17 protein-coding genes and 4 pseudogenes are annotated in these 20,108 nt (G+C 40.9%); 9 read left to right on the top strand and 12 right to left on the bottom strand.

Annotated features, from left to right (window positions below):
* Window positions 1–83 precede the first annotated feature (83 nt).
* Window positions 84–392, top strand: a pseudogene (locus FNW02_RS12480) (helix-turn-helix domain-containing protein).
* Between the two features lie 278 nt (window positions 393–670).
* On the opposite strand, the gene FNW02_RS12475 reads toward FNW02_RS12480, so the two are convergent.
* The 3 genes from FNW02_RS12475 to FNW02_RS12465 form a co-directional block, all read right to left on the bottom strand.
* On the bottom strand, window positions 671–2,176 hold the full coding sequence (locus FNW02_RS12475; protein WP_191757862.1) for a glycosyl hydrolase family 57: 1,506 nt from the start codon (window positions 2,174–2,176) through the stop codon (window positions 671–673).
* Window positions 2,177–2,480: 304 nt separating this feature from the next.
* Window positions 2,481–3,353: an SDR family NAD(P)-dependent oxidoreductase gene (locus FNW02_RS12470; protein WP_191757861.1), complete on the bottom strand. Its 873-nt coding sequence runs from the start codon at window positions 3,351–3,353 to the stop codon at window positions 2,481–2,483.
* Window positions 3,354–4,210: 857 nt separating this feature from the next.
* Window positions 4,211–5,908, bottom strand: coding sequence for an alpha/beta hydrolase (locus tag FNW02_RS12465; protein WP_191757860.1), 1,698 nt, complete (start codon window positions 5,906–5,908; stop codon window positions 4,211–4,213).
* Window positions 5,909–6,195: 287 nt separating this feature from the next.
* Here FNW02_RS12465 and FNW02_RS12460 point away from each other — a divergent pair, with 287 nt between their 5' ends.
* The gene (locus tag FNW02_RS12460) at window positions 6,196–6,408 is read left to right on the top strand and encodes a hypothetical protein (RefSeq protein WP_191757859.1); all 213 of its coding nucleotides are present in this window, start codon (window positions 6,196–6,198) and stop codon (window positions 6,406–6,408) included.
* 48 nt (window positions 6,409–6,456) lie between these two features.
* Here FNW02_RS12460 and FNW02_RS12455 read toward each other — a convergent pair whose 3' ends face one another.
* Complete coding sequence (locus FNW02_RS12455) at window positions 6,457–7,371, bottom strand: ion channel (protein ID WP_191757858.1); 915 nt, start codon at window positions 7,369–7,371, stop codon at window positions 6,457–6,459.
* Here FNW02_RS12455 and FNW02_RS38570 point away from each other — a divergent pair.
* Window positions 7,344–7,481 carry a hypothetical protein gene (locus FNW02_RS38570; protein WP_225225617.1) on the top strand — a complete coding sequence of 46 codons (138 nt, stop codon included), beginning with the start codon at window positions 7,344–7,346 and terminating at the stop codon, window positions 7,479–7,481. The genes FNW02_RS12455 and FNW02_RS38570 overlap by 28 nt on opposite strands.
* Window positions 7,481–8,662: an MFS transporter gene (locus FNW02_RS12450; RefSeq protein WP_191757857.1), complete on the top strand. Its 1,182-nt coding sequence runs from the start codon at window positions 7,481–7,483 to the stop codon at window positions 8,660–8,662. The genes FNW02_RS38570 and FNW02_RS12450 overlap by 1 nt, the downstream gene beginning before the upstream one ends.
* Window positions 8,663–8,729: 67 nt before the next feature.
* On the opposite strand, the gene FNW02_RS12445 is transcribed toward FNW02_RS12450, so the two are convergent.
* From FNW02_RS12445 to FNW02_RS12425, 5 genes are all read right to left on the bottom strand, one after another.
* Window positions 8,730–9,617 (bottom strand): YsnF/AvaK domain-containing protein, encoded by an 888-nt coding sequence (locus tag FNW02_RS12445; protein ID WP_191757856.1) that lies wholly within the window; start codon window positions 9,615–9,617, stop codon window positions 8,730–8,732.
* 158 nt (window positions 9,618–9,775) lie between these two features.
* A complete protein-coding gene (locus FNW02_RS12440; RefSeq protein ID WP_191757855.1) occupies window positions 9,776–10,678 on the bottom strand; it encodes a DUF2382 domain-containing protein in 903 nt (300 codons plus the stop codon).
* A gap of 375 nt (window positions 10,679–11,053) precedes the next feature.
* Window positions 11,054–11,896, bottom strand: coding sequence for a DUF2382 domain-containing protein (locus tag FNW02_RS12435; protein WP_191757854.1), 843 nt, complete (start codon window positions 11,894–11,896; stop codon window positions 11,054–11,056).
* Between the two features lie 259 nt (window positions 11,897–12,155).
* On the bottom strand, window positions 12,156–14,066 hold the full coding sequence (locus FNW02_RS12430) for a transketolase (protein WP_191757853.1): 1,911 nt from the start codon (window positions 14,064–14,066) through the stop codon (window positions 12,156–12,158).
* Between the two features lie 472 nt (window positions 14,067–14,538).
* Complete coding sequence (locus tag FNW02_RS12425; protein WP_191757852.1) at window positions 14,539–15,003, bottom strand: GNAT family N-acetyltransferase; 465 nt, start codon at window positions 15,001–15,003, stop codon at window positions 14,539–14,541.
* 122 nt (window positions 15,004–15,125) lie between these two features.
* On the opposite strand from FNW02_RS12425, the gene FNW02_RS12420 reads away from it, so the two are divergent.
* Window positions 15,126–15,377: a hypothetical protein gene (locus FNW02_RS12420; RefSeq protein WP_191757851.1), complete on the top strand. Its 252-nt coding sequence runs from the start codon at window positions 15,126–15,128 to the stop codon at window positions 15,375–15,377.
* A gap of 13 nt (window positions 15,378–15,390) precedes the next feature.
* Here the strand turns inward: FNW02_RS12420 and FNW02_RS38565 are convergent.
* The 3 pseudogenes from FNW02_RS38565 to FNW02_RS38555 form a co-directional block, all read right to left on the bottom strand.
* A pseudogene (locus FNW02_RS38565) lies at window positions 15,391–15,831 on the bottom strand (Uma2 family endonuclease); the annotation flags it as partial.
* A gap of 93 nt (window positions 15,832–15,924) precedes the next feature.
* Window positions 15,925–16,341 (bottom strand): annotated as a pseudogene (locus tag FNW02_RS38560) (Clp protease N-terminal domain-containing protein); the annotation flags it as partial.
* Between the two features lie 36 nt (window positions 16,342–16,377).
* Window positions 16,378–16,539 (bottom strand): annotated as a pseudogene (locus tag FNW02_RS38555) (helix-turn-helix transcriptional regulator); the annotation flags it as partial.
* 333 nt (window positions 16,540–16,872) lie between these two features.
* Here FNW02_RS38555 and FNW02_RS12410 point away from each other — a divergent pair.
* The 4 genes from FNW02_RS12410 (at window position 16,873) to FNW02_RS12395 (ending at window position 19,781) form a co-directional block, all read left to right on the top strand.
* A complete protein-coding gene (locus tag FNW02_RS12410; protein ID WP_191757849.1) occupies window positions 16,873–17,505 on the top strand; it encodes a bifunctional 4-hydroxy-2-oxoglutarate aldolase/2-dehydro-3-deoxy-phosphogluconate aldolase in 633 nt (210 codons plus the stop codon).
* A gap of 107 nt (window positions 17,506–17,612) precedes the next feature.
* Window positions 17,613–18,125: a L,D-transpeptidase gene (locus FNW02_RS12405; protein ID WP_191757848.1), complete on the top strand. Its 513-nt coding sequence runs from the start codon at window positions 17,613–17,615 to the stop codon at window positions 18,123–18,125.
* A gap of 508 nt (window positions 18,126–18,633) precedes the next feature.
* Window positions 18,634–19,164, top strand: a complete 531-nt coding sequence (locus FNW02_RS12400; RefSeq protein WP_191757847.1) for a L,D-transpeptidase — start codon at window positions 18,634–18,636, stop codon at window positions 19,162–19,164.
* 185 nt (window positions 19,165–19,349) lie between these two features.
* Complete coding sequence (locus FNW02_RS12395; protein WP_191757846.1) at window positions 19,350–19,781, top strand: hypothetical protein; 432 nt, start codon at window positions 19,350–19,352, stop codon at window positions 19,779–19,781.
* Window positions 19,782–20,108 lie beyond the last annotated feature (327 nt).

Raw genomic sequence — 20,108 nt, 5'->3', positions numbered from 1 at the left:
AGCTAAATTATTGATGTTCATATAAAGAGCTAAGTATTCCTTCATTTAAAGAATTATCACAGAAAAAGAGGGTGCGATCGCTTATGACTCAAAAAAATGAAGTTCATGTTAGCAGTGGTAATATTTTCGCTGACTTAGGTTTGCCTAATCCTGAAGAAAGATTAGTGAAAGCTGAGCTAGCACGTAAAATCAGTGAAACTATTAATTACCGCAAATTAGCTCAAGTTCAAGCCGCTTAAATCTTAGGCATTGATAAACCAAAAATTTCAGTATTAATTCGAGGTAGACTATCAGGTTTTTCAACTGATAGATTATTCTATTTTCTCAATGCACTTGGCAACGATATAGAAATTATAGTAAAGCCTAAACCTGAACATCGTCAAAATGGTTGAATAAGTGTTGTTTATTAAGTAGCAAATCAAAACTTATTTAAATGCTCCTCTAGAATTGCCTAGAAGGGTATCATTTTAAGTTGCTAAGGAGAGTTTTAAGCTTTATTTCACAGGACTGAACGCTCCTGACTGAAACCTTTGTCAAAAGGACTTTTCAAATCAATCAGGAGATTCAAATCTTACTTTTCTCTAACTTACGCCCAATGTCATAACTCAATTTCTAAGCATCACTCTTAGAGCATTGATATTAATCTATCTTCCTTCAGTTTTTTTTACGGCTATCCTCTAAATGTTGATAACAGTAAATTTTCGCCACGTTGGTAGATATCGCGTGCGTAATCAGTCCAAGCACCTTGTCCCCAATAACGAAAACAGCTTGTTTGCAGCAAAAGATTATGTAGCAAAAGACTGCGGTAATGAGATTGTCTGGTAACAGATTCCGCTGAGTTAATTTGCAGTAATGGGTCAACCTTTTGATGAAATAAACTGCTTAATTTATACATGGGAGTCAAAACATTTTCATATCCTTCTATCCAACTGATATGATTCGTCCACGAGGCTCCATCCATGTGAAAATTGGGGTTGATTTGCTTTAATTCTTTAATAGCAATCTCTACAGCTTCGGGTTGGCAATTGTCTAGTGTAACTCGTTCCCAAATATGATGTTGTCCTACTGGTTGGCAAGTTGGATAATCTTCAGGTTTACAACCAGCGGCTTCGATTAATTCTAAATATTCTGTACCACATACCCCTACAACATTTGATTTTCCTCCTCCGTGCTGCACCATGTCGCGCCAAGCTTGGTTGAAAGCGCTAGGAAATTCATTCATCATGACGCCACCATTTTCGCCATCACCAATTTGGCTAACTATTGGCGGTACAAATGCATTCCCTACTTGTTGTTTAGATAGGGTTTTGGCTTCATAGTAAGGCTGCATTTGCGCGACTAATTTAGTATCTGAACCTTGGGTTTTAATCAAAGCTGTGATGCTGATTGTTTCACCTTGAGAATTGCGGGCAATCAAACGATGTGGTAAATGTTTATGGGTGAGAGATTGACCGCTAATTGTTTCTACAGAATGTTCTTGCACAAGTAGCCAACGATATCCACATTCTTTCAGCGCTTTGACAAATTCAAATAGGGTATCGGGATGGTTTGGCAAATGCATTTCTGGGGGTGAAAATCCTTTGACTCGCGCCAGTGCTTCCCAGCCAAAAATTGCAGCAAAATAGTGTTGCCATGCGATGATGTGCAATTTGATATCTGGTATAGGTGTGGAAGGAATAACGGCATGGCTCCACATTGTACCTAGCCACTCTACATAAGGTTGATAGGTGCGATCGCAAGTAATTCGCTTGAGGTTATCAAGTACGTCGCTACGTCCCATCTGCCTGAGTCCCCACAAAAGATTACCAGAGTAATCCAACATGACGCGCGGATTGCAACCTTGATTGACGAGTTCGGGAATAAAGTCTCCCATGCGACTGTAACAATAGGCAAAAGGGCCGGCATTGTGGTTATCCCCTTCATTGGGATGTTCAAACATATATTGCAGATTGCTGATGAATGCACCATCATGTCCCGCCGGAATAGTTGGCTGGTGCATATGTAAAGCGATCGCAAACACAGCATTTACATCTTCTAATCGGATATTCGTTGTTGGTAAAAATACAGATTTATCATGGTTAACAACAGAGAGAACCTCTGTTTCCCAACCAGATATATTCGGCAAGCCATCAATGATTTCGGGCAAAGTAGTAAGAGTTGTAGGGAAGGAAAGCATTTCTGATTGCTCCGAAATAAAGGCTATTTAATTATCTAACCAATGCAACAGCCTCGCCTGTTTAGTTGAGATATCTTTATTAGGGAGTTAGAGACAGAAGATAGGAGACAGAAGTTAGGAGCTTGCTGACTCCGGTAGTTGAAAAGAGTACAAGCTTAGAAGTTTGTGTACTATCTTCACAAAAGAGAATCGCCTTACGACTGCTGCAAAGCTAGCGCTACTGCTTGCAGCAGTTCTAAGACAACCTCAATCGTCTTGATTTACGAATTGAACTATAACAACTTGCGTGCAGACACGAAAGTAATCATGTTCTTGACCAGAATAAATCACTGAAACGATGCATTCTCGTCGAAAAATTCAGTTTTGGTACTAGTTTTCTGAGTTTTTCGCCAGACTGTTGTTTTCTTGGTGCTGGCGGAGTTGCTATTCGTAAAAGCAGATCTAGCAACCAAGGAGCAAGGCGTTGACACCATACAGCTAAATGACATTGCCATCCCACTAAAATTTCTGGTGCATCTCTTTGTAGTCCAGTGACGAGTACTTGAGCCACTTGCTGGGGAGTCATGGGGATCACCCAGCGAAATAATTTTAAGTCGCGCACCATGTCTGTGTCTGTGAGAGAAGGCAGTAATGCGATCACTCGAATATTGTGTTCAGCTAGTTCTCGACGTAAGGCTTGGGTAAACCCTAGAATTGCAAACTTGGTAGCTGAGTAAGTTGCCATCGTCGGTGCAGCAACCTTCCCCATCAGACTCGACACATTCACAATTGTTCCTTGTTTTTGGCTGGCCATGCGTCGAGCTATCAGGCTCGTCAGGGTGTACATTCCCAATAAATTTACAGAGAGTTCTTCTTGAACTTGGGGCAGTTTAGATTGCAAAAACGAGTTTTGGTACGCAACTCCCGCACAATTAACCAGTAGATGTATTGGCCCATAACTGCGCCAAAGTTGAGCAATGGCAATATTCACAACTACTGCCTGAGTCAAATCTAATGCCACGATCGCAGTCTCTACACCCATTGCCTCGACTTCGTGGGCTACTTCTACTAACTTTTGGCGATCACGTGCCACTAATATCAGCCGTTGTATACCTTGTTGGGCTAGTTGCAGGGCGATCGCTCTCCCAATACCACGGGAAGCCCCAGTAATTAGAGCAACTTTACCTTGAATATTCATGGGTTCTAACCTCCAGAATCTAAGTCTTACCGCATTTCTTCTTCATTGCCGACGAGACACAGTTAGAGTTACTCGCATCCCAGCACAGGTAAGACAAATAATTAGTTGTAATTGAAAACAGAACGGCCCTTAGCCTTTAGCAACGAGATATTTCTGGGTTAATCTGCAATATTTCACCATTTATCTATGCGAGGCAGAAACTTCTCGCTTTTAACCCGACAATCAATTCCTAACACAGTTGGCTGAATGGATATAGCTCATAGGTTTTACCTCTTTTAGCTTAGAGCGCTCATCAGCATCGTTGCCATACACACGTTAGCAATTAAATCAAGGTATTGCAATATTTTTTAAATAAGTATTTCTTAATACTTGTTAACATCCAGTATATATATAGAAAATATTTTGTGATATAAGTTTTTATGAATACTGCTCGAAAAATATCTTAATTCCTTGACAAACGCTGCAAACGTCCTCTAAAACTGCAAAAAACTGGATTGTTTTACAAAATTTCTCTCAGAAAACTGTAGCTTTAAATACAAAAAAAGCATCTTTTTTATACAATTTTCTCAAATTGCTAATGAGCTTTTTCAGTAATAGTAGACGGGGATCATTGCCTAGTCTTTACTACAAAGATTTCAGTATTTCAATTGCATATATATAGTTAAAACTGATCAACCTGAAAGACATGATTAGAGACGTTGCATTGCAACGTCTCTACAAAATAATCGATTTTTTTGCCCCCATCTTGAATACTGAATCGGTGTTCTAGAAACGAGACTAAACTGTCCCCCTCGCCTGTCAGAGAGGGACAGACTTGAACTAAAGTTTAAGGCAGAGAGAGGTTTATCGAACTCACGTTAAGGCGGGGCAGAGACAGGTTGAGGATTTGATGGCTTAACTTCCTGGGGAGTTGACCCATTCCAGATTTGATTTAACTGATCTATCGGCAACGACTGGAAAATGCTGAGATTCAAAGGCTCTTTACTGATGAATCTAGCGTAGGATGGCTGCAAATAAGGGCGGTACTCTGGGCGGTTAAGAAGATGGGTTTCTAAGAAAGCTACACTCAAGGCGTTGATATAAGAATAAGCAGCAGTACGGTCAGGGCCTAACAAGGCAGGTGGTACAGGTAAAACATTATTCTCAACAGTAGGTTCGTCAATAGCAGTAAAGTGGGTGGCGTTTTCAATCAAGACTAGGTACTTGTTGAGGTTAGAAAGCCAGGTAAAGGGGCGAATCTGTTCCGGTACGGGTGGAGCGAAAATATCTTGACTACCCGTCACTAACATCACAGGAACTTTAATTTGGCTTACACCGCTTTCACCTAAAATGGCACTGTTAACAGGATTGATGGCAATGACGACCTTAATGCGATCGTCTTTGAGTTGATAATTTAATGGGAGTAACTCAATTGCTTGACACTGCAATACAAGCGATATATTTAAGGATGAGTTATTGGAATCACAGTCTTGGCGGAGTTGGTCAAAGTTAAGCTTTGCTCCCGCTAAAGTCAAAACAGTATAACCACCAAACGAATGACCGATCGCCCCGACTTGTTGGAAATTGAGTTTCCCTTGGAGGTTAGGATCAACCTTTTCTATACGCTGGAGTTCATCAAGTAGAAACTTGATATCTAAAGGTCGATCAATAAATTCCTGGGCTTCTGGTGGGCCTGCCAAACCCGAAAAATATTGCTCAAAGCGTTCGGCGTTACTACCAGGATGTTCCAACACGGCGACAGCAAAACCATAGGATGCTAAATGTTTCGCCAGGTAGACAAAGGTAGAGCGGTCTGAAGCGACGCCGTGAGAAATTACCATCACAGGAAAGGGCGGCGAGGATTTAGTTGGTGTGCTTTGTGGGGTTGCTATAGGTAAATAGAGATCCACTGGCATCCGGCGATTGCGAGTAATGTCATTTAGCTCCAGGCTTTTGATATCCCAGCGGAATTTTCCAGGCGATCGCAAATCAAGCTGTTGCGAAAAGTCAACAGTTGAAATGGCTGCTTGAGCAATTGCTTCTTTTTGCAGAAAAGCCACAACCTGATCTCTTGTTTCAAGCAATTGCGACAAATCATCGACTATTCTTAACCCCTCTGTAAAATTTACCCGCATAGTGTTGCTGGGAAACCTACGCAGCAAATTCAGAACTGTTAAGCCATCTTTATCAACAGCAGCCAAAATTAAAGCAGCACGTATGGCATAGAAGCCATTTTGTCGAGACTCAGTGAGTAATAATTCTCCTAAACGCTTCATTAACTGCTCACCTACAGGTGAGTAGGTAACTTGAGACACTAAAGTAGGAGTGACATTAAAACGCTGCTGGAGTAGATCCCGCAGTTGAGCGAGTTGTTCGGGAGTTGCACGACTAGCATAAAATGAAAGGTCTTCATCGATTTTCCCTTCTTTAGCAAAAGTTTCTAGCGAGTTAACTGGCAAAGAAAATTCCCCAAAGGGAGGGTAATAAAAGCTGATGCGATCGGCTCCCAGTCCAGGAGTTGCAGTACAAACAGTAGATAACAGCCCTAAACTCAGGTATTTTAGAAATTTTTTCATTAGAATAACCCGCTGTTTAACCCTACCAAATAAGTTTAGGCGGGGAGGAAAGCGGGGCGGGAGGTGTACCGCTTTCTGGTTTACTTGTTTTAGATATATCAAATACGTTCTAAGCATATTGAAACAAGTGCCTGCATTCATAGCCTTGCACCTACGAAATAATCCCTGATGAAATAAATTTAAGTCGGAAAAGTTAGATCCCCGTTAGATCCCCGACTTCTCAAAGAAGTCGGGGATCTGGACACCAATATCGCGCGATAATTAAAGTAGAGATCAAAATACCTTATATGTCCTCCCTCCCATCTTGCGCCTGTTATGTCGTTGTCCTTAATCAACAACAGGAGCAAAATAACTTCCACCAAAACCAGTCTCAGGATGTCCCAGTCAACCACAGCAAGAGTGCGGCTAAAAATTGCACTGTGGTTGAAAATGGTCGGGTTGTCGTTAAACCATTACCAACACTGCTCAATGAAACTTCTGATACTCAAGAGCAGTCCTAACGGTAATTCATTACTTAATCTAACGTGCGCCTCCCTTGGAGACTCACGTTAATCTAAAGGCAAAATATCGTGGAAGTGGTTGTAATCGATGTAGCGATGCCCTTCGCCTGTGTAATGAATGATATCGACAAACCGATAGTTCCACAAAATATCATTAGCACTATAGTGATGACGGGCATGGACAACTTGTGCAACTGTTTCATCAATGCCACTTAGCGAGATCACAAGAGTAGTTTTCGTCTGAATTAGCGACTCAGATGTCATCCCATACAGAGGACTATACTCATCAATTGGATGCATCGCTGACCAACTTAACATGAAGCTAGGGGTTTGACTTCTCAGCAGTTTGAGATCGTGGAAGCGACGGATTAAATGTCCTTCTACCGTCACTTCGTCACGCATCAGGTAGACGCGCATCTGCGCCTCTAGAATCTGGTTGCGGCGCTCATTAGCGGCGCGAAACATCAAAGTAGGTACTCCCTCGTGAGGTGTAATCACTGCTACACGGCTGAAGAGAACCCTAGCAGTTGGTCGAGAAAATCGGGCAAAAGCTAGTCCCGTCATTACAGCAATTCCCACCAAACCTGCCATTGCTTCAATCGTCACAATGGTATTGGCATAAGTTGTTTTCGGATACATTGCACCGTAGCCAATAGATGCCAGTGTTTGCACACTGAAGAAAAAAGCATCTAAAAAATAGCCTGGTCGAGCGTTCTCAATACAATCGCCTCCTGCTAAATAAGCTAAGGCAAACAGGGCATTAATTCCCACATACAAAACAGCTATTAAAGCCAGGAAGGCAGTCCAAGGAATTGTTAGTAGCAGATGGTATGGGTCACGCCAGTAGGAATACCATACACCCATACCCATAATTTCAAACTGTCCATCTTGGATTTTGATATGAATTCGTGGGATCAAACGCTGTCGTTGCTTTTGTGAAAGTCTCTTCAGTCGAAATTTCATTGGGAGTAGCCAAAAGAACGGCGAGTGGTAGTATGACTATTGAAAAGTCGCTGTCTTTAGTTGCAGTGCGAGCGATCGCAAAGTTACAACCTGTGGTTATATATCGCTGATGAATCGAAATTTCTGGATTACTGCTTTAATTGCCTTTATTAATTCCCTGAGTTTTACAGTTTTAATTCCCATTATCTATCTTTATGGCAAACAATTCGGGCTTAGCGATTTCCAGACCAGTTTGCTATTTTCGATTTACTCCATAGCTCAGTTTTTTGCGACTCCCGTCATCGGTAAACTCTCAGATCGCTTTGGACGCAAGCCTTTATTGATTATCAGTTTAGCTGGAACTGCGATCGCTAACTTAATAGCTGGAACAGCGACAACAGCAGTTGCTCTTTTTCTGGCTCGACTCTTAGATGGTATTACCGGAGGCAATACTTCGGTTGCTCAAGCGGTTATTTCAGATATTACCACTCCAGAAAATCGCGCTCGTGGATTTGGGATTTATGGGGCAGCATTGGGGTTAGGCTTTGTATTAGGGCCAGTTACAAGTTTATTAGCACAGCAGATTTCTTTAGGTGCTGCATTTTTAGTTTCAAGTGCAGTCGCATTTGTAGCACTTTTAATTACTGTCTTTTATTTACCTGAAACTCTGCAAAATAAGGCTGAAAAAGCGCACAACATTTTTGATTTAGGTTTAGGAAATTTAATCAAAGGTTTAGCCATACCTAAAGTTGGTATTCTGCTGATAATTAACTTTTTTATTGGCACAACTTTTACTATCTTTACTTATGCTTTTCAACCCTACTTTCTTAACGTATTGGGTCAAAATAGCCAGTCTTTGACACTGATGTTTCTCACATTTGGAGTTCTAGGTGTCATCATGCAGACTTGGGGTGTCTCAATTCTCAGCCGGAGATTTAACCTAGTTAGTATATTATTTTTAGGCTTATTTATTCGCAGTCTATCATTTGTTCTCATGCCAGTTTGGCTAAACATTGTTTATTTTGTGGGAGTTAGTATACTTTTCTCTTTGTTCAATTCTTTAGTTCAACCCATGATCAACACACTAATTTCTCTCAACGCTAATCCCCAAGATCAAGGAACTGCAATGGGATTGAACGCATCTTATTTAAGCATCGCTAATGGTATTGGGCCTGTGATTGCCGGCATGCTGATTCATCAATCTAATCCCAAGACCTATAGCTATCCTTTATATTTAGCTGGGTTACTTACTTTTGTAGTATTATTTTTGGCAATAGTTACTCGCAAAAGATATGCAAATAAAGTTAAATAAATGAAATTCATAGCAAAAATATAGGGTGAGCATTGCTCACCCTAATATTGATTAATTTGCTAGGAGCTTATTTTTCAGGCTTTGGTTGTTGACCTTTAGAACAGCGGTCAAACCACTCTTGATATTTGTTCTGGCGTGACTCATCTTCAACAGCAATAGTCACTCGTACTTGCTTGCATCCATGATTTCGTTCTAGAGCGATCGCATTTAACAGTAAACTAGCAATTTTAGGGGAACTAAACTCGCCACTCACTGTTAAACCACTATCAAAATTTGTAATTCCAAGTCTTTCAACTTCAGTCAACTCAACGTCAATAATTTCCTCTTCTCCTAAATCAATTTCTGCAAGTTGTTTGTGTTCTGGGCTAACTTGTTCTACAATAAGCTTCTCTCGCCGGATAGGAACTTGTATCATCCGGGTTTCGATTTGTTTACGAACAATAACTTCTCCAACTTTCCGTTTACTAGTTTCAACGGATAATCGTTCTTCTAGTAGCCGAATAATTTTTTCTTCTTCGACCTCTGCTAAATTTACTGACTCAACTTGGTTATTTATAGTTTGACTATGCACTATTTGCTCAGTTGATCCTGATAGTTTCTGGTCGCCTGGTGTTTCTGTTCCTAAATATTCAGGCATATGCTCTATTTCTAAGTGGTCTAGATCTATGAAAACAGATTTAGTCAGTTTATCAATTTTTTTTATTTTCTGACTCTGTAATCTAAATAAAGAATACTGATCTCCAAACTGATGACTGTATTCTAAATTTTGTTGATTTACCTGCTTAGATATAATCAAATTTAGTTGATGATTGGCATCTACAACTAAATCCTGAACCTCACCTACTCGCTGACCTTGCTTATCGAACACAGTAAAATTTTTGACCTTTGTTTTCAGGTCTGCCAGTAAGTTGTTAACACGAGATTTTAATTTTGCCTGTCCAACGTTTTGTAGCATTGCTAGTTATTTATATACAAATATGAACTGATTTATACTCAGCTACATCAAATTTTTTACCATATTTAACTTAATAGAAGTACAGGTAAAGCTAATCAAACAGCCCCACCTGCACTGTATTGCATCAGTTATTAACTAATAACTAATGTCTATGTCGTTTAACGTTCTTCAATTGGAAGACCAGAAGCATCCACATCTAACTCTTCACGACGCACAGTTTCTTGAGTTTCAACTGTGTCTTGATCTACGACTTTTCTAACTCTAACTTCTTCACGCACAAATGCTTCTTTGCGAATTTCAGGAGTTTCTTCGTGAATTTCCATACGAGCAACTTCGCCTTCCCGGAAGTTAGCTTCGCCAGGGGAAACAGCAGTTCCGGCGTCTGTTGGAGTTACACGCTCAATTACAACTCTTTCTTTTTCCACGGGTACTGCAACTCGTGCAGTTTCGGTTTCAACATGTTTGCCAATCGCTACTTCTCCAGTTTTTTGGCGTCTCTTATTGGCAACTAACCTTTCCTCATACAATTTCAGAGTTTGATTATCTCCCTGATTTACCCCGTATAAAGCAGGTTCATGTTCGTAAGTGTAGTTATCGCGGTTGTAAGTTGGTGCAGGGGTCGTCGTCGGCTGATATTCTGTACCTAAAGCTGCTGATGCTTCTAAAGGCCTTGATGCTTCTACAGGTACAGTGTTGTAGTCTCCGGGACGGCGATATACCCCACGTACCCGTTCTTCATAGTCGTAATCAAGAGTTTGGTGTTCATCAAACTCAGGTAAAGCTTCTGCTTGCTCTCTAGTCATACCAACGGCATAGGCGCGGTCAACATTATAGTCAATACGGGTACGACCAATGGGGAGCAATACTTTCTTGCCAAAAATCCAAAAACCTAAGTCAACTACTAGATAGCGGAAATGACCTTCTTCATCTACCAGAACATCACTTACAGAGCCAATCTTTTCATCAGTTCCTTCTGTATAAACACCAAGACCTTTAATTTCCCGGCCTTCAAAAGTATCTCGGTAATTAGGCTCAAAATCTTCTAATTTGTAAAGAACCATATATTAGCCCTCAAGTTTTTTGTATAACATAGTTCTAAATTAGGCATTTCTTTACTTTTCTACCTCCTTCCAGCGAATGAATTGTCTCAATCACGCAGCATCAAAAGTTATAGGTATTTTTTGTGCAGACAAATAAATAAAATATTTAATACCGATTAAATTAATGATTGCAACAAAATAGAGACGTTGCATTGCAAAGTCTCTACATGGTCTATCACGTTCTTTTGTTAAATTGGTATAAGTATAGAATTTTGAAAATGTAATTAATATCAATACATTATTGTTGGTATTAAAAGTGCAGGCAGAAAGAAAAATTTACTCTGCCTGCATAACTTTTTATTAGATATGTGCCTAACAAATTTTTAGACTAGCTACTTAAATTGCTTGATGGGTAGTCCCACCATTTTCATCTACAAGTAGCTCACCTGCCGTATTTACATCCAACTCTTCTCGACGAATTACGTCTTGTGCTTCTACAGTATCTCGCTCTACGACTTTCTTGACTCGAATTTCTTCACGCACAAATGCTTCTTTATGAATATTAGGCATTTCTTCGTATACTTCTATGCGTGCGACTTCTCCTTCTTGGAATTTAAGTTCATTGGGATCTATTACTGTGCCTCCTGGTGTTGGGGGAACTCGCTCAATCAGAACACGTTCTTTTTGAACGGGTACTGCAACGCGTGCAGTTTCCGTTTCAATGTGCTTACTAACTGCTACTTCTCCAGTTTTGACACGATGCTTATTGGCAATTAACCGTTCTTCATAAAGTCTGAAAGTTTGATTATATTGCTCATTCAAATCGTATAAAGCTGGTTCTTGCTGGTAATTATATGCCTCGCGATCATAAATTACATTGCTAGTTGAGGAGCGAAATACATTGCGTACTTTTTCCTCATACTCTTCATCAACGATCGCATCTTCTCTGTACTCAGGTAAATTTTCTATTTGCTGTTTACTTAGTCCGTTGACAGAAACACGTCTTTCAGGATAATTAATGCGGGAAAGACCAATAGGTAGTAGTATTTTCTTACTAACAAAATCTAAGCTGGTGTCAAGAACTAAATATCGGAAACGACCGTCTTGATCAACTAAAACATCGGCAACTGAACCTATTCTTTCTCCTCCTTGAGTATAAACATCTAATGCTTTAACATCATCACCGCCAAATGTTTCTCGATAGTTTGGGTCAAAATGTTCAAGTTTGTGAAGAGGCATATGCTGTTCCCAGATTATTTAAAATATCTATCTCCAAGCGTAAAAACTCTTATGCTGGTTTTCCTCCTACTGGCGACTTAATTCAAGTGAGATATTTCATGGTTGGTAGCTAGTAGTTTGCTGGTGTAAACTTGTCTGGGTAAAGGGTAAGGGGGAAAGGCTTATTTTCTTTTCCCTTTTGCCAATCTACACACATTATTTTTGGCTTGGTATACTGGCACTTTATAAGTGAAATACGAAAAAATCTTAAGTTTATCCATCATCGCTCGGCATATAACTTAGCTGATGCCTCTATCGGCTTTCTAACTTGCGATTTCACGGCTTCAACAATAGCATCGGCGTCAATTTTGGCGGCATGAAGCAGTTCTTCTGGTGTGCCGGAACCTGGCATATCATGCACTGCTAGCTTTATTAGTCGCAGTTGGGGGCCGTTGTAAATGGGAGTATTACTAGTACCAGCAAAAGCATCAAGCACAGCAGCACCTAATCCGCCTTCGCTCCAGTGGTCTTCGACGACTACTAAATTCCCATTCGTATCGCGTGCAGCTTGATGAAGTGTCTGCACATCAATGGGTTTGACAGAATAGGCATCAATGACGCGCACTGTAATATCTTCATTTTTCAAGCGATCGCAAGCCTTGAGCGCTTCATGTAAAGTAATACCAGCAGCAATCACAGTGGCTTGATCTTGTTGGGAACTATGGACTACTTTACTGCCACCAATGGGAAACTCTTCATCAGCACCATAAATGACTGGCGTACTTTCCCGTGTGGTGCGGAGGTAAACAACTCCATTGCGATCGCTCATTTGAGCTACTAGTTTAGCAGTTTGATTGGCATCACTCGGATATAATACAGTGCTACTCCACACCGCCTGGAAGGCTGCTAAATCCTCCAGTGCCATTTGGGAAGGGCCATCCTGACCAATTGACACCCCAGCATGAGAACCGACTAATTTAATGTTGGCGCGTGAGATAGCAGCCATCCGTACAAAGTCGTAGGCTCTACTCAAGAAGGCAGCGAAGGTGGAAGCAAAAGGTTTGTATTGTCGCACTTGCAAACCTACCGCAGCTGCTACTAGCTGCTGTTCAGCAATGTACATCTCAAAGTAGCGCTCAGGAAAGGCTTCGGCAAAATCTTCAGTGTAAGTAGAATTGCTCACCTCAGCATCAAGAGCAATTACATCAGGTCGAGCCGCTCCCAGAGCTTTAAGAGCGTCACCATAAGCGCGGCGCGTTGCTACCTTTGCACCTTTCTCATAAATGGGAAGTTGCAACGGTTGAGAATTAGCGATTGTAGCGGGTTTAGCTTGTTCGGGCTTATCTACCTGGATTATAATGTGACGTTCACCGCCTAACTCGGCGATCGCCTTTTTTTCCTGTTCTGGTTTCAGTGCTTTACCATGCCAGCCACCTAAATCTTCCAGAGCAACCACACCTTTGCCTTTTTTCGTCCGTGCAATAATTACTGTGGGGCGATCGTTAATACTCAAAGCGGCGCTAAATGCTTGATCAATCTCCATCAAGTTGTTACCATCAATCTCAATCGCTTGCCAGCCAAAGGCTCTGGCACGAGTAGCATAAGCTTGTGTATTCCAACCCAGTTCAGTTTGACCACGTTGCCCTAGTCGATTGACATCGATAATGGCAATTAGATTATCTAAGGTGTAGTGTCCAGCATGATCAAAAGCTTCCCATACTGACCCTTCAGCTGTTTCACTATCACCTAATAGCACCCAGACATGGTATGGCAATTGATCTAAATATTTACCTGCCAGAGCCACTCCTACACCAATCGGCAATCCTTGCCCCAAAGAGCCAGTCGCCACATCAACCCAGGGCAAAACTGGTGTAGGATGACCTTCCAAGCGACTCCCCAATTTTCGCAGCGACAGCAACTCCTCATCGGTGATTACTCCCGCAGCTTTATACATGGCATATAGTAGCGGTGCAGCGTGTCCTTTTGAGAGGATGAAGCGATCATTATTGGGATAATGTGGATTGTCAAAGTCGTAGCAGAGATATTTAGATATTAAAACCGCTATTAAATCGGCAGCAGACATCGACGAGGTAGGATGACCCGAACCTGCAATAGTTGTGGCGCGAATACTATCTACACGCAACTGTTGTGCCAGCTCATGCCATTGGTGCAGTTGCTCCTGTGTGGTCATAGTTGTTTTCCTGAATGAAAATACAGGGAATTTATCAATAAGTAATGGTGAAGAGAGCAGGGTTAAAAATCGAAAAAGTTATGAGACGGCAAAATTTTCATCCAAACCTTTGGAATATGCCGCTGGTAATTACTGGGCTATTAGATCCCCGACTTCTTTAAGAAGTTGGGGATCTGACCACCGCCAGACCACTAGCTAAGTAGTAATTTTTTAAACTAAAAAGAGATAAAAATGTGAGTAATCTTGGTCAGAGTATTTTTTCTCTTCTTTGATTTACTTTAGAGAGTGGGAAGAACAATAACTTCTTTCTAATGGAATAACCACTGTTTCCTTCTCAAGGCAGACAAAAAGTACAACTGATTTTATTATTTTAGATAGATGTATTGATTAATCCTAGCTCTAATTCATCCCAACCTTGAGTTTATATAATATAAAAAACGCCAATAAGATTGATTAGAAGCAAATTTAGCAATTAAAAAATAAGCTTTTCCATAACAAAATTAATGAATTTTTGACCCCTACGTTTTACCTCTTGCTTTCTAACAACAATAAAATTTTTGCTTTCAAAAAAAGGTTTAGCTGTGATACTAGCTTCTGTAAATAACTTTTTAATCTCTAATGACCTTGCTTTGGATTCAATCTGTTCTAAAATTTGTGTGCCAACTCCTTGCCTTTGAAAGTCTTTATGGCAATAAAAGCAATCAATATGACCATTTGTTTCTAATTGCCCAAAACCAATAATTTTATTATCCTCCTCTGCCACATAAGTCAACTTATCTCCTAAACGTTTCATCCAAAGTTCGATGTCTGTATTTGCCGATGCCCAAGCATCTACTTGTGCTTTTGTATAATCATGAATATTTATCTCATGAACGGTGTCATAAAATAATTTGATGATTTCTTCGGTATCGTCTATTTTGTATATTCGTAAATGCATAAGCAAGGTATTGATGGAAAATAAATACTACTGGAAATATTATCGGCGATCGCCAGCTAGTTCAAACTTCTCATAATAAGCCGCAGCTAGATTTTAGTTTCCACACTTAAGGTGAGATTTTTATGGTACCAACTGAAGAATTCTCTGTACCAAAGCGAACACCAGGCACAGTTCAAGAAATTCCCTCCCCAGGTATAACTCCCAAAGATTCACTAATTGCTAAAGGCTGGCAACGCGAACAGTATATTGGCATTACAATTCTGTTGCTAAGCTTGGTCGCCGTTGTCGGGTTTTTTAGTCGCAGATTTGAATATGCGCTATTGTTCGCTTTTGCCCTTAGCATCATTCTCATTGTGTTTTTTCTGACTGTTTAAGTACTGAGCGTTCTCAATCAAACACAGGGGGCCAAAGTTCAGATACTACAAGTTCCCACTCAGGAAATAACTCTGAGACAGTAAGCTTTTCCCCATTTCCTAATACCGTTACTCCGCTGCTGGGTCGATAAACTGATACAGTCTGAGAATCTGGGTCAATTAATAGTGCTACTCTTACTCCCAAATCTAAAAATCTTTGAATTATTTGCTGCACAGATATCAGTCGGTCAAAAGCAGATTTAATCTCCACTACCAGATCAGGTACTAATTCGGGATAAGTTCGCGGTACTCGCTTCAAGCGTTCCCGTGAAAAAAATGAGATCCGTGGCGCAACAATATCTCCATTGGGTAACTGAAATCCACCTCTAGAGCCAATAATGTGTCCTAACTTGCGCGGCTCTACCCAAGAAAACAGAAATGCACAAAAGCGAGCACTAATTTCACCAGAGGTAAAATCAGGCGGGGACTCATTCAAGTCATACTCACGAGTAAAATCTCTATTAGGACTGATCGCTACCGCTGGTATGCCTAAAGACATAATTTCTGTCAACACTTCTTGCCAAAGGTTCTTCAGATTTACGCCTAGCTTTTTCAAAACCCCGACTGCTACTCCATCGGAGACACTTAGCACACCTAGTAGAAGATGCTCTGTACCAATGTACGTGTGACCTAATTTCTGCGATTCTTCTACAGCTAAGTCTAAAACTTGCTTACCTTTGGGAGTAAAGGGATACTCTACGCCTTGAATTCCAGTCCCACGACCAATAATTTTTTCCACCTCAGTTTGAGCAGCCTCAAGGGTAATACCAGCAGACTTGAGAACCTTAGCCGCAAGACCATTACCTTCTGCAATCAGTCCAATCAAAATCTGTTCAGTACCAACAAATTGATGTCCCAAGCGCTCACCTTCGCCTTGTGCAAGCACGATCGCACGATATGCTTTCGCGGTGAATCTTTCAAACATAGAATTTTCCTCTGGTAAGAAGATGAATTGAATTGGATAGCGGAATATTTTGGCAATTTTGAAGGCTAAGGACAAACTTGGGTCATATTTGCCAACTTCAATAGCGTTGATAGTTTGACGACTCACGCTTAAAAGTTTTGCTAATTCCGCCTGTGACCAATTGCGTTGAGTTCTAAGAAGACGTAAACGATTTTGCATTGCTTGGCTAAAAAAACTAGTGTATTCGCATAGTTTTTGCCTTGCCTGAATCTTATCGTAAACTTGACTTGTCTTGATGTCAAGTTTACTTTACAAAAAATCAGCGATCATTCGTAGCGTTTTTAACAAAAAGCGCCACATTAGAAGCGTGAAAGCTCATACAGCATCTTAAGGTGTTCAAATGACACGAGGAGTGGGGAACAGAGAAGGTAAGCTGTTACGCTTTTAAATTGCATAGATACTTGTGAGGATCATCAAGAGCAAAGCCGGAGGCGGAGCGTCTTTGCTCAAGAGTTCCTTAACCCCGATCCCCAATCTCCAGTCCGAGTCAAAATGTCTAATCAATTTTGGTTATCACAGTTGCAACAACACCGAGCGATCGCAGTTATCCGCGCCCCAAAAATGAATTTGGGACAGCAAATGGCAATGGCTGTAGCATCGGGGGGAATGCAACTAATTGAGATTACCTGGAATAGCGATCGCGCCGCAGAATTAATCAGTCAACTACGTTCGGAGTTACCAGCCTGTATGATTGGCACTGGTACACTGTTTAATGTGCAGCAGCTACAAGAAGCGATCGCATCTGGGGCGCAATTCCTCTTCACACCCCATGTTGACTCAGCAATGATTTTAGCTGCGGTGGAAAAAAATGTACCTATTATCCCAGGAGCGCTGACTCCCACAGAAATTGTTACCGCTTGGAATAAGGGTGCTAGTTGTGTGAAAGTGTTTCCCGTGCAAGCAATGGGAGGTGCTCAATATATCAAAAGTTTACAAGGCCCCCTGGGTCAGATTCCCTTAATTCCTACTGGCGGTGTCACCCTGGAAAATGCCAAAGAATTTTTACAAGCAGGAGCGATCGCCGTAGGTTTAAGTGGTGAATTATTTCCCAAAAAACTTGTCACCGATGAAAATTGGGAAGCGATCACCAGTCAGGCAAAAAACCTGATACAACAGTTAAATTAGATTAGGATGATATCATCAAAAACTCACGTCTATTGCTGCAATAGACATGGAAGTAAAGGTGAAACCTGACAACTTTCCCAAGACTCCATTATTTGAGTGTATTTACCATGAAAACCCTAATTTCTTCTGACTGGGCGCGTCGCTTAAAAATACTCCTCGCTGGTACAGCACTTTCTTTGAGTGTTATTAATCTTGGTGCAGGCGAAGTTTGGGCGAATTCTAAAAATCAGATTATTGCTCAACAAATCCAGACATTACAACAATCTGAGCGGCGTTGGATTCAAATTAATCTTTCAAAACAACGGTTAATAGCTTGGGAAGGTAACAAAGTCGTTTATGGGGCCAAAATTTCTTCTGGCAAAAAATCCACTCCCACACGTATTGGTACTTTTAAGATTCAATCCAAGTTGAAGTCTACGCGGATGCGGGGTAGAGGCTACGACGTTCCTAACGTTCCTCATGCAATGTTTTACGAAGGGAATTACGGTATTCACGGAGCCTACTGGCATAAAAGATTTGGCACTCCAGTCAGCCACGGCTGCGTAAATCTCGCACCTAAACATGCTCAATGGCTATTCAAGTGGGCATCGCTAGGAACACCAGTGGTTATTCATAAATAATTAAGTATAGCTAAAAGGTAGTTTTAGCAAAATCAGAAATAACTACAAATCAAGACAATTGAACGATGAAAACGAGATTTTTTAATGGGAATTTCCGGAATCAGGATATTAAACTTGAAATAGAATATAGAAGGGAGCATTTATCCGATTTGCCCCACAGAAATAAGCGTAAATCCTGACAATTCCTGTGTGAAATTCCAAATGCAAATATTAAATTAGGGAAAGTTTGCATTTGTTGAAAGTTACAAATGAATCAAAAATACTAAATAATGCCAAAATCGAGCTTAAGGAAACAGAATTATATGCCTCGATTGGCAAGTGTAACCAAATCAATTAAGAAGATGGAAGACAAGAGGAAAATGCCGAAAAGCTATTTCTCTTGTCTTATCATTTCCTCTGCGGGTGAGTTGCGTAAATCCTCCACAGTAAGTTAGAAGTCGCTCTGGAAATTTGTAGCGTTCCAGAAAATTACTTCATGATTTTTGCGTAGTTTAAAAGGTGATGCATAATGCAAAGCTGGATTCGCAGTGGCGGAATTCGTGGCTCAAGAATTTGTACAGGCGTAGCGTTGATGGTAGCGACGTTGTTCTCTTGGTCGCCACCCTTAACAGGAAGTGACCACAACTCTGCTATAGCCATCGGGTCAGTAAATGAAAATAGCATCCTAGCAATTAGGCAAGTATCCCAACCTCGCTGGATTGAAATCGACCTGTCCGAGCAACGGTTACGTGCATGGGAAGGTAAAAAACTTGTTTATTCATACCGAATTTCGGGAGGTAAGCGATCAACTCCCACACCCATCGGTAGATTTCGGATCAATTCTAAGTATCGCACCCATCGGATGCGAGGTAGAGGGTACAACATTCCTGATGTCCCTTACACAATGTATTTTTATAGAGGTTACGCCATTCATGGTGCTTACTGGCATAACCGTTTTGGAACTCCAGTCAGCCACGGTTGCGTGAATTTACGAGTCCAGCAGGCTCGGAGGCTATACAACTGGACAAAAACGGGGACTTTAGTAGTGGTGCGTAGGTAGAAATTAGTAGAGACGTTGCAATATAACGTCTCTACACAGCATTGCTGTGGTCAACGTGGCGGATTAATAAAAATTTTCTCAGTATATATCTTTCCATAGGTAGAGGCTGTTAATGATACTTCTTTGTTAGCAATCAGTAACATTAGCATCAATAATCGAATAAATTAAAAATTACGGAGAGTAAAATGGTGAATAAACGTGGTAACGCTCGTAATTTAATCCCATATCTCCCAAAATGGCAGCATTTACCCACTAAATCTATTCGTGTACCAGAGATATTTGCACAACAGGTGTTGGAATATGCTCGTCAGCTAGATGCACAAAAACCAGACAAGCGTATCGAAATTCGTCAAGACTTTAATGCAGTGGTGGTGATTAGTCCTTGTGATCCAAGAGGAACTTTTCAGATCAAAGCCAGATCCATACAAGGATGGCGTTTTCATCGAGAAAGCCAAAGTTGGTGGTATCCTATGGAAAAGATTGAAGAAGTTGTGGCAGCGTTTCCAGAATGCGTACTAGATGAGAATGTCAAAAACGCGATACCTACGGTGGGCTACGCCTACGCCATGATTCAAGCTAAAAAAGCACTCCGGTGGCAATTAGAAGATTTAAACTAGAGGCGATCATAAAAGGTAGCTGTACGATTGTTGTGTTGTTCAATTGCCTCACATTTTGCTCTTATAAAATATCTAAATAAATTAAAGCTTGTAGTCGGGACTTTAGTCCTGATAATCCTTGTTTTGAGCGATAAATCACTCACGCGAACTAGGATTTTATTTTATGTTTAATTATGCTACCTACTTAATTCAAACTTCTGCGATCGCATCAACTTAGCAGCTTCCTTTTGCTTGCACACCTGAACCTGGGCAAAGGTTAAAGGGAAAAGGGAAAGAGTTTAAATTCACTCCTTTCCCCTTTAACCGAGAAGTATTGCTTCTGGTGGA

Origin of the sequence: Komarekiella delphini-convector SJRDD-AB1, assembly GCF_014831675.1 — a bacterium.
In the GTDB taxonomy this organism is placed as follows: domain Bacteria; phylum Cyanobacteriota; class Cyanobacteriia; order Cyanobacteriales; family Nostocaceae; genus Komarekiella.
The sequence above is the reverse complement of the archived record's forward strand: the minus strand, read 5'-3'. Positions and strand labels throughout refer to the sequence as shown.

Coding starts and splice junctions, on each gene's coding strand:
- FNW02_RS12475 (WP_191757862.1), bottom strand. CDS start 2,176: ATGCTTTCCTTCCCTACAACTCTTACTACTTTGCCCGAAATCATTGAT.
- FNW02_RS12470 (WP_191757861.1), bottom strand. CDS start 3,353: ATGAATATTCAAGGTAAAGTTGCTCTAATTACTGGGGCTTCCCGTGGT.
- FNW02_RS12465 (WP_191757860.1), bottom strand. CDS start 5,908: ATGAAAAAATTTCTAAAATACCTGAGTTTAGGGCTGTTATCTACTGTT.
- FNW02_RS12460 (WP_191757859.1), top strand. CDS start 6,196: ATGTCCTCCCTCCCATCTTGCGCCTGTTATGTCGTTGTCCTTAATCAA.
- FNW02_RS12455 (WP_191757858.1), bottom strand. CDS start 7,371: ATGAAATTTCGACTGAAGAGACTTTCACAAAAGCAACGACAGCGTTTG.
- FNW02_RS12450 (WP_191757857.1), top strand. CDS start 7,481: ATGAATCGAAATTTCTGGATTACTGCTTTAATTGCCTTTATTAATTCC.
- FNW02_RS12445 (WP_191757856.1), bottom strand. CDS start 9,617: ATGCTACAAAACGTTGGACAGGCAAAATTAAAATCTCGTGTTAACAAC.
- FNW02_RS12440 (WP_191757855.1), bottom strand. CDS start 10,678: ATGGTTCTTTACAAATTAGAAGATTTTGAGCCTAATTACCGAGATACT.
- FNW02_RS12435 (WP_191757854.1), bottom strand. CDS start 11,896: ATGCCTCTTCACAAACTTGAACATTTTGACCCAAACTATCGAGAAACA.
- FNW02_RS12430 (WP_191757853.1), bottom strand. CDS start 14,066: ATGACCACACAGGAGCAACTGCACCAATGGCATGAGCTGGCACAACAG.
- FNW02_RS12425 (WP_191757852.1), bottom strand. CDS start 15,003: ATGCATTTACGAATATACAAAATAGACGATACCGAAGAAATCATCAAA.
- FNW02_RS12420 (WP_191757851.1), top strand. CDS start 15,126: ATGGTACCAACTGAAGAATTCTCTGTACCAAAGCGAACACCAGGCACA.
- FNW02_RS12410 (WP_191757849.1), top strand. CDS start 16,873: ATGTCTAATCAATTTTGGTTATCACAGTTGCAACAACACCGAGCGATC.
- FNW02_RS12405 (WP_191757848.1), top strand. CDS start 17,613: ATGAAAACCCTAATTTCTTCTGACTGGGCGCGTCGCTTAAAAATACTC.
- FNW02_RS12400 (WP_191757847.1), top strand. CDS start 18,634: ATGCAAAGCTGGATTCGCAGTGGCGGAATTCGTGGCTCAAGAATTTGT.
- FNW02_RS12395 (WP_191757846.1), top strand. CDS start 19,350: ATGGTGAATAAACGTGGTAACGCTCGTAATTTAATCCCATATCTCCCA.